The following is an 8,201-nucleotide window of genomic DNA, read 5'->3' on the forward strand; positions in this document are numbered from 1 at the left end:
CTCCTGTCTGTCCTTCTCCAGTCCACCGGCCAACGAGGTGGTGGTGGTCGTGTGTTCCCCGCCAGGATGGCACGATTCCGTCGTGGCCTTCCTTCAGCGAGCCCGGTCGCGGACCGCCCGGGTGACTGCTCTTCTCGGTGTCTGCCTTCTGGTTCCGCTCTCGGCCTGCACCACCACCCAGCCCGGCAGAACGACACCGCAGGCCACCACCGAGTCGCTCGGCCCGGCCGGACCGGTGCCCCCGGGCATGGAGAGGTTCTACGCCCAGCCGCTGACCTGGGGCGATTGTGCACCTTACGCGACTTCCGAGGACGCGAAATCCCTCTTTGGTCGGGACGGTCTCCAGTGCAGCAGGCTGACCGTGCCGCTGGACTACGCGAACCCCCAAGGCGACACCATCACGGTAGGTGTGCTCCGGCACAAGGCCACTGACGCGGCGAACCGCGTCGGTCCGCTCGTGCTCAACCCCGGCGGCCCTGGCGCCTCCGGCATGGTGGCCGCGGCGAGCCTGGCCTCGCAGGCGTCCAACGGCCCGGTAGGCAAGCGGTTCGACCTCGTCGGGTTCGATCCTCGTGGGGTCGGGGCGAGCCAGCCCGAGGTGACCTGCCTTTCCGACTCCGAGCGCGACGCCGAACGCGAGGAGGATTTCGGTATCGACGGCTCGCCCGCCGGCGTGGCCAGGCAGGAGGCGGACGCGAAGGACTTCGTCGCCAAATGCCTCCAGCGGACCCCGAAGGGCACGGCCATGCTCGCCAACATCGGCACGCGCGACGTGGCCAGGGACATGGACGTGCTCCGGTCCGCGCTCGGGGTGGAGAAGCTGATCTATCTCGGCTACTCCTACGGCACCCGGATCGGCTACACCTACGCCGAGCAGTTCCCCGGCAACGTCCGTGCCATGGTGCTCGACGGTGCGCTCGACCCCAGCCAGGACGCGGTGGACTCGCTCGTCGCCCAGGGCGCCGGGTTCGGCACGGCGTTCACGAAGTACACCCAGTGGTGTGCCGCGCAGAAGGACTGCGCGCTCGGAACCGACGCGGTCGCCGCGACGGCGGCCTATCAGAACCTGGTGCGGCCGCTGATCGACCATCCGCTGCGCCTCGCCGACGGCCGGGAACTCACCTTCGACGACGCGACGCTCGGCACCATCCAGGCGCTTTACTCGCAGCAACTGTGGGCGCCGCTCAACTCCGGCCTCAACGAGCTCAAACGGGGCCGCGGCACCATGCTGATGGCGCTGGCCGACCAGTACAGCGAACGCGACACCAGCGGGCACTACACGAACACGCAGGACGCGTTCACCGCGATCCGCTGCGTGGACGATCCCCGCGTCACGGACAAGGCCAGGATCGTGGCCGCGGAAAACAGCTACGACCGGGTCGCCCCCTTCCTCGACGACGGCCGTCCGAACGGCGCCGCGCTCGATTCGTGTGCGTTCTGGCCGGTCCCCAACACCTCCGAGCCGCATGAACCCAAGGTGGCGGGGCTGCCGCCGATCCTGGTGATCTCGACCACCAACGATCCGGCCACCCCGTACGAAGCCGGTGTGAATCTGGCGAAGGCGCTGAACGGTGCACTCCTGACTTTCGACGGCACCCAGCACACCGTCTTCCTGCAGGGGAACTCGTGCGTCGATCAGGCGGGCGCGGCCTACCTGATCTCCGGCACGCTGCCGCCGGACGGTCGACGGTGTGCCGCTCAGTGACCGAGCTGGCACGATGTGAAAGGTGCGCTTCCGCAGCCTGTCGCTGACCGTCACCAGCCTGGTGTGCGTGCTCGGTGCGTGCACCACGACACCGGGCCCGTCGCTGCCGCCGAGCCCGCCCGCACCGTCCCCAGTCGCCGATGTGCACGCCCTCGACCGGTTCTACCAGCAGAAACTGACCTGGGGGGCCTGCGGTCCCTTCGCCACGGATGAGGACAGCGCGCAGGCTTTTCGCGCCCCGGGAGTGGAGTGCGCCCGGCTGACCGTGCCGCTGGACTACGCGCGTCCCCAGGGCGACACGATCACGGTGGGTGTCCTGCGGCACCGCGCGACCCATCCGGAGGACCGGATCGGCTCGCTGGTGATGAATCCGGGCGGGCCGGGTGGATCGGGTATGGAAGCCGCGGCGCGCCTGATCCCGCGGACCACCGGCAACGCCATCGGCCTGCGGTTCGATCTGGTCGGTTTCGACCCGCGAGGTGTCGGCGCGAGCCAGCCCAGGGTGCGCTGCCTGACCGATGCCGAACGTGACGCCGACCGCGCCGAATACCGCGGCGACGGCACCACCCACGACTCCGCCGCGGTCTGGTCGGCCGAGGCACGCGATTTCGACTCGAAGTGCACTCAGCGCACCGGACACGGTGCCGAACTGCTCGCCAACATCGGCACCAGGGATGTCGTGAAGGACCTGGACGTGCTGCGCGCCGTACTCGGCGACGAGAAGCTGTCCTATCTCGGCTACTCGTACGGCACTCAAATCGGCTACAGCTACGCGGAGGCCTTCCCCCGGAACGTGCGCGTGATGGTGCTCGACGGCGCCGTCGACCCCACCCAGTCCCAGGTGGACTCACTGGTCGCGCAGGGGGAGGGGTTCGCTCGATCCTTCGGCCTCTTCGCCACCGAGTGCTCCCGCCATCCGGGATGCGCACTCGGGGACGATCCCGCCCGTGCCCCCGACGTGTTCGACGGGCTGGTCCGGCGCCTGCTCGTCGCACCGGCCGAAGCGGGCGGCCGGAAGCTGACCTACGACGACGCGGTGACCGCCGTGATCGAGGCCATGTACTCCCGGCAGTTGTGGCCGTCCCTGAGCACCGGGCTCAGCCAGCTCAAGACCGGGAACGGGAGTGGGCTCCTGCGCCTGGCCGATGCCTACTACGAGCGCGGCGCCGACGGTCGCTACTCGTCTCTGCAGGACGCCTACTACGCGGTGAGATGCGTGGACAACCCGCGCCTCAGTGACCCGTCCGCGATCGCCGAGGCACACCGGCGGATGCTCGCCACCGCGCCCTTCCTCGGCGGCGGGCGCCCTGACGAGGGCGAACCGGACGTGTGTGCGAACTGGCCGGTCCCGAGCACGTCACAGCCACACCGCCCGATCGCACCCGGCCTTCCCCCGCCGCTGGTCATCTCCACCACCAACGATCCGGCGACCCCGTACCAGGCGGGGGTGAACCTGGCCGCGGAGCTGGGCGGGGGCCTGCTCACCTTCGACGGCACCCAGCACACCGCATTCCTGCACGGCAGCACCTGCATCGACATCAACGCACTGGCCTACCTCGTCGACGGCACCCTGCCACCGCCGAACACGCACTGCCCGGGCTGACCAGCGGCCGGGCTGGAGCAATGAATGTTTGCTACGGATCGCCCGTAGAAACATTCATTGCTCCAGACCCCCGGTCTCAGCCCACCCCCGTCGTACCGACCGGTTGGTTCGCCGCGGAAAGCCCGAGCTCCAGCATGACCGCGCCTTCGTTCGGCTGCCGCGGGGGAAGCTGCATCCACACCCGCACGAGGGTGCGCGGCTCGCTCTGGGTGACCCAGAACTTCACGTCCACGTTCGCCTGGACGGCCGGCAGCACCTCGGCCACCACGTCCTTCGCGAGTTGCCCCGTCACCCGGTAGGTCGGCACACCCTTGACGTCTTCCTTCGTCTCAGTCTTCAGCCCGGTCGCCGACTTCAGCAGCTTCGGCAGCCCGCTGTCCGGTCCCATCAGCAGGACCGGCCGGTACTGGGGAGGCACTGGCTCGTCGGTCCGCAGGCCGTGCTGGTTCGCCAGGTGGAGCCGGTCGCCGACGATCTGGAAGTTCATCTCGAAACGGTTGGTCGATTCCTGCATGTCGGCCTGGCCGGAGGCGCTGCCGTAGGGGCCGCCCTCCCGGCTGGCCTGACCCTTGACTTCGCGGATGTCGAGCCCGGGAATCGTGCTGCTCACGCTGAAATCGAACTGGAGGGTGCGCACCTGCTCGAAACTCCCGGCCGCGGCCGTGACCAGGCCCGTCGCGTCGGGCAGCGGTCCTCGCGTGTCGGGCGAAGCGGTGCAGCCGCTGACGAGCGCCAGGATCAGTACGAGAAAACTGGCGGTGCGGCGGCGGAGCATGCGACAACCGTAGCGCTGCCGTTCAGGCGCCCGAGAAGGTGCGGCGATAGGCGAGCGGGGAGACGCCGAGGGTGGCGCTGAAATGCTGGCGCAGGGAAGCGGCGCTGCCCAGCCCCGATTCCGCGGCGACCCGCTCGATCGCCAGGGTGGTGGTCTCGAGCAGATGGCGCGCGTGCAGCACCCGCTGCTGGTTCAGCCACGACCGGGGCGACAGTCCGGTCTCGGCCCGGAACCGCCTGCTGAAGGTGCGGACGCTCATGCGCGCGTGCCGCGCCAAGGTGGTCAGGTCGAGCGGCTCGGCCAGGTGTTCGATCGCCCATGCGCGGGTCGCGGCCGTGCTGCCCTCGCCGGGTGCGGGTAACGGCTGGTCGATGTACTGCGACTGGCCACCGTCGCGCCACGGCGGCACCACGCAGTACCTCGCGGCGTGGTTGGCGACCGCGCTTCCGTGGTCGGAGCGGATCACGTGCAGGCACAGGTCGACCCCGGCGGACAGACCGGCGGAAGTGAGTACGTCGCCGTCGTCGACGAACAGGACGTTCTCGTCGAGTTCGACCTGCGGATACAGGCGGCGGAAGGATTCCGCGTGTGCCCAGTGCGTCGTCGCCCGCCGCCCGTCGAGCAGGCCTGCGGCCGCGAGCACGAACGCCCCCGTACAGATCGACATGATGCGGGCGTGGGACGGGATGAGAGCCAGCGCTTCGGCCAGTTCGGCGGACAGCACGCCGTGCTGTCGCGGCCCGGTCACGCGGGTGCCGGGGATGATCACGGTATCGGCTTCGGCCAGGACGGCCGGGCCGTGTTCGAACCGTGCCTCATACCCGTAGCTCACCTTGACGGGCCGGTCGTCGACTCCGCACAGGCGCACGTCGTAGAGCCGCTGCCCGTCACGGACGGCCGCGTTGAACACCTGCGGAGGGATGTTGAGGTCGTAACCGATCACCTCGGAAACAGCCAGTACGACCACACGGTGCATGGCCGGATTCTTGCATATATTGGCGCTCCGGCCACTCGTCTCACCGCCATCGAACACTCAAGCTGATCGGGTGATTTCCGAAGTGCAGTCCCCGCCGCGGGTGCATCGTGCCTGGCTGGTGGCCCTCGCCGCCTTCATCGCTCTCGTCGGGGCCGCCGGCTTCCGTGCGGCCCCGAGCGTGCTGATCGATCCGCTCCACGACGAGTTCGGCTGGTCCCGTGCCACGATCTCCTCCGCGGTGTCGATCAACCTGGTGCTCTACGGCCTGATCTCGCCGTTCGCGGCCGCGCTCATGGAGCGCCTTGGCATGCGGCGCGTGGTGTCGGGCGCGCTGGTGCTGGTCGCCGCGGGCAGCGGCCTGACCGTGTTCATGACCCAGAGCTGGCAGCTCTTGCTCTGCTGGGGCGTCCTCGTCGGCACGGGAACGGGTTCGATGGCGCTCGCCTTCGTCGCCACCGTGACCAGCCGCTGGTTCGTCAAGCACCGCGGCCTGGTCAGCGGTGTGCTCACCGCCGCGGGCGCCGCCGGCCAGCTGGTGTTCCTCCCGCTGATCGCGTCCCTGGCAGGTCGCCATGGCTGGCGCTCGGCCTCGCTGCTGGTCGCGGGCGCCGCCCTGATCGTCGCCCCGATCGTGTTGCTTCTCCTGCGGGACCACCCGAGTGACGTGGGTACGACCGCCTACGGGGCCACCGAGCCGGAGGAAAAGCCGGCGCCGACGCGGGGAACGGCCCGCCGTGCCGTGACGGTACTCGGCCAGGCCGCCCGCAGCCGGGTGTTCTGGCTGCTGGCCGGCGGGTTCGCGATCTGCGGCGCCTCGACGAACGGCCTGGTGGGGACCCATTTCGTGCCTGCGGCGCACGATCACGGCATGCCGGTGACGACCGCGGCCTCCCTGCTGGCCGTGGTCGGCCTGTTCGACGTGGCAGGCACGATCGCCTCGGGCTGGCTCACCGACCGCGTGGATCCGAGGTGGCTGCTCGGCGGGTATTACTTCTTCCGCGGGGCTTCGCTGCTTCTGCTGCCGCACCTGTTCGCGCCGACGACCGAGCCCCCGATGTGGGCGTTCATCATCTTCTACGGTCTGGACTGGGTGGCGACCGTGCCGCCCACCGTGGCGCTGTGCCGTGACCGGTTCGGCCTGACCGGTCCGATCGTGTTCGGCTGGGTCTTCGCCTCTCACCAGATCGGTGCGTCGATCGCCGCGCTGGGGGCCGGCGCGATCCACGACGCCTCGGGAAGTTACGACCTCGCGTGGTACCTGGCGGGCGGATTGTGCGCGCTGGCAGCACTGATGTCGGTGTCGGTTCCCTCAGCCGGGGTAGCGGGAGAACCGCGAAACATGGCGTTAACACAGCGGCCGTAGGGTGCGGCCATGGATCGCCAGCAGGAGTTCGTGCTGCGCACGCTGGAAGAACGTGACATCCGCTTCGTCCGACTGTGGTTCACCGACGTCTTGGGTTTTCTCAAGTCGGTGGCCGTCGCCCCCGCCGAACTCGAGGGTGCGTTCAGCGACGGGATCGGGTTCGACGGATCGGCCATCGAGGGCTTCGCACGCGTCTACGAATCGGACATGATCGCCAAGCCCGACCCGTCCACCTTCCAGGTGCTGCCCTGGGAAACGCCGGAAGGCGGGCCCTACTCGGCGCGGATGTTCTGCGACATCGCGATGCCGGATGGTTCACCCTCCTGGGCGGACCCGCGGCATGTGCTGCGCCGCCAGTTGTCGAAGGCGGGTGAAGCGGGATTCACCTGTTACGTGCATCCGGAAATCGAGTTCTTCCTGCTGAACAGCCTGTCCGAAGACGGCAACGAGCCCGAGCCCGCCGACAACGGCGGGTACTTCGACCAGGCGAGCCACGCGACCGCCACCCACTTCCGCCGTCACGCCATCGAGACCCTCGAGGCGATGGGCATCTCGGTCGAGTTCAGCCACCATGAAGGGGCGCCCGGCCAGCAGGAGATCGACCTGCGTTACGCCGATGCCCTGACCATGGCCGACAACGTGATGACGTTCCGGTACGTGATCAAGGAGGTGGCCCTGACGCAGGGTGTCCGGGCCACCTTCATGCCGAAGCCGTTCACCAACCAGCCCGGCTCCGGAATGCACACCCACGTCTCGCTGTTCGAAGGCGACCGCAATGCCTTCCACAATCCGGAGGACCCCTTCGAGCTGTCCGAGACCGGCAAGGCGTTCGTCGCCGGCCTGCTGTACCACGCCAGGGAGATCTCGGCGGTCACCAACCAATGGGTGAACTCGTACAAGAGGCTGATCAGCGGCGGTGAGGCACCGACAACGGTCTCGTGGGGCCGGGCGAACCGCTCGGCCCTGGTCCGGGTGCCCAACTACTCTCCGGGCAAGGCGTCGTCGCGCCGGGTCGAGATCCGCACCATCGATTCGGCCTGCAACCCCTACCTGGCGTACTCGGTCGTGCTGGCCGCCGGGTTGAGGGGGATCGAGAAGGGGTACGAGCTGCCCCCGCCCGCCGAGGACAACATCTGGTCGCTCAGCGAGGCCGAGCGGAAGGCGGCGGGCTACAAGCAGTTGCCGCAGAACCTCGGTGAGGCGCTCGCCGAGATGGAGCGTTCGGAACTGCTGCCGGAGGCGCTCGGTGAGCACGTCTACGACTTCTTCCTGCGGAACAAGCGGGTGGAGTGGGACAACTACCGGAGCGCGGTGACACCGTACGAGCTCAAGACACTGCTCCCGGTGCTCTGACCGCCCGAAAAATGGCCTCTGAACAGCGGTTTTCACCCTTGGGAGACCCCCCTGTTTCAGGGGGGTTCGGGCCCGTGTAATCTTCTCTTCGTCGCCAGGGAGACCGGGACGACGGGGCCGAAAGCCCCGGCGGACGGCCCCCGGGTCGGGCGGACTTGACACCGCGAACCGAGCCGGGTAGCGTACTGCGACAGCCCTGAAGGTAGGGTTGCAACAACACCACTGATAATCAGGTGGGGTTGAGGCTTCCCAGGCACCAAAGGGAAACCAGAAGACTTAGAAGAAGCAACTGCGGTTGTGTGTTGTTTGAGAACTCAACAGTGTGCTAATGAACTAAGCCAGTAGAGCTTTGTATATTTGAACCCTTTGTGGGTTCCTTTGAGATTGACTGTTTGAGTCGATCGGATTTTCTGACATTGTTGGAGA

Annotated in this window: 6 protein-coding genes; 4 read left to right on the forward strand and 2 right to left on the reverse strand. The window is 68.2% G+C overall.

Going from position 1 to position 8,201, the window contains the following annotated elements; all coding sequences use genetic code 11:
• Window positions 1-121: 121 nt before the first annotated feature.
• A complete protein-coding gene (locus FNH05_RS06330) occupies window positions 122-1,705 on the forward strand; it encodes an alpha/beta hydrolase (protein ID WP_246127562.1) in 1,584 nt (527 codons plus the stop codon).
• A 22-nt stretch (window positions 1,706-1,727) separates the two neighbouring features.
• Complete coding sequence (locus FNH05_RS06335; RefSeq protein WP_246127563.1) at window positions 1,728-3,308, forward strand: alpha/beta hydrolase; 1,581 nt, start codon at window positions 1,728-1,730, stop codon at window positions 3,306-3,308.
• 76 nt (window positions 3,309-3,384) lie between these two features.
• Here FNH05_RS06335 and FNH05_RS06340 read toward each other — a convergent pair whose 3' ends face one another.
• Window positions 3,385-4,083 carry an LppX_LprAFG lipoprotein gene (locus tag FNH05_RS06340; protein ID WP_144586330.1) on the reverse strand — a complete coding sequence of 233 codons (699 nt, stop codon included), beginning with the start codon at window positions 4,081-4,083 and terminating at the stop codon, window positions 3,385-3,387.
• 22 nt (window positions 4,084-4,105) lie between these two features.
• Complete coding sequence (locus tag FNH05_RS06345) at window positions 4,106-5,059, reverse strand: GlxA family transcriptional regulator (protein WP_144586331.1); 954 nt, start codon at window positions 5,057-5,059, stop codon at window positions 4,106-4,108.
• Here FNH05_RS06345 and FNH05_RS06350 point away from each other — a divergent pair.
• Entirely contained in the window at window positions 5,058-6,422 is a 1,365-nt protein-coding gene (locus FNH05_RS06350) for an MFS transporter (protein ID WP_144586332.1), read from the forward strand. The genes FNH05_RS06345 and FNH05_RS06350 overlap by 2 nt on opposite strands.
• Window positions 6,423-6,431: 9 nt before the next feature.
• On the forward strand, window positions 6,432-7,775 hold the full coding sequence (locus tag FNH05_RS06355; protein WP_144586333.1) for a glutamine synthetase family protein: 1,344 nt from the start codon (window positions 6,432-6,434) through the stop codon (window positions 7,773-7,775).
• Window positions 7,776-8,201 lie beyond the last annotated feature (426 nt).

It is taken from the genome of Amycolatopsis rhizosphaerae, from assembly GCF_007713715.1.
GTDB classification, from domain to species: Bacteria; Actinomycetota; Actinomycetes; order Mycobacteriales; family Pseudonocardiaceae; genus Amycolatopsis_E; species Amycolatopsis_E rhizosphaerae.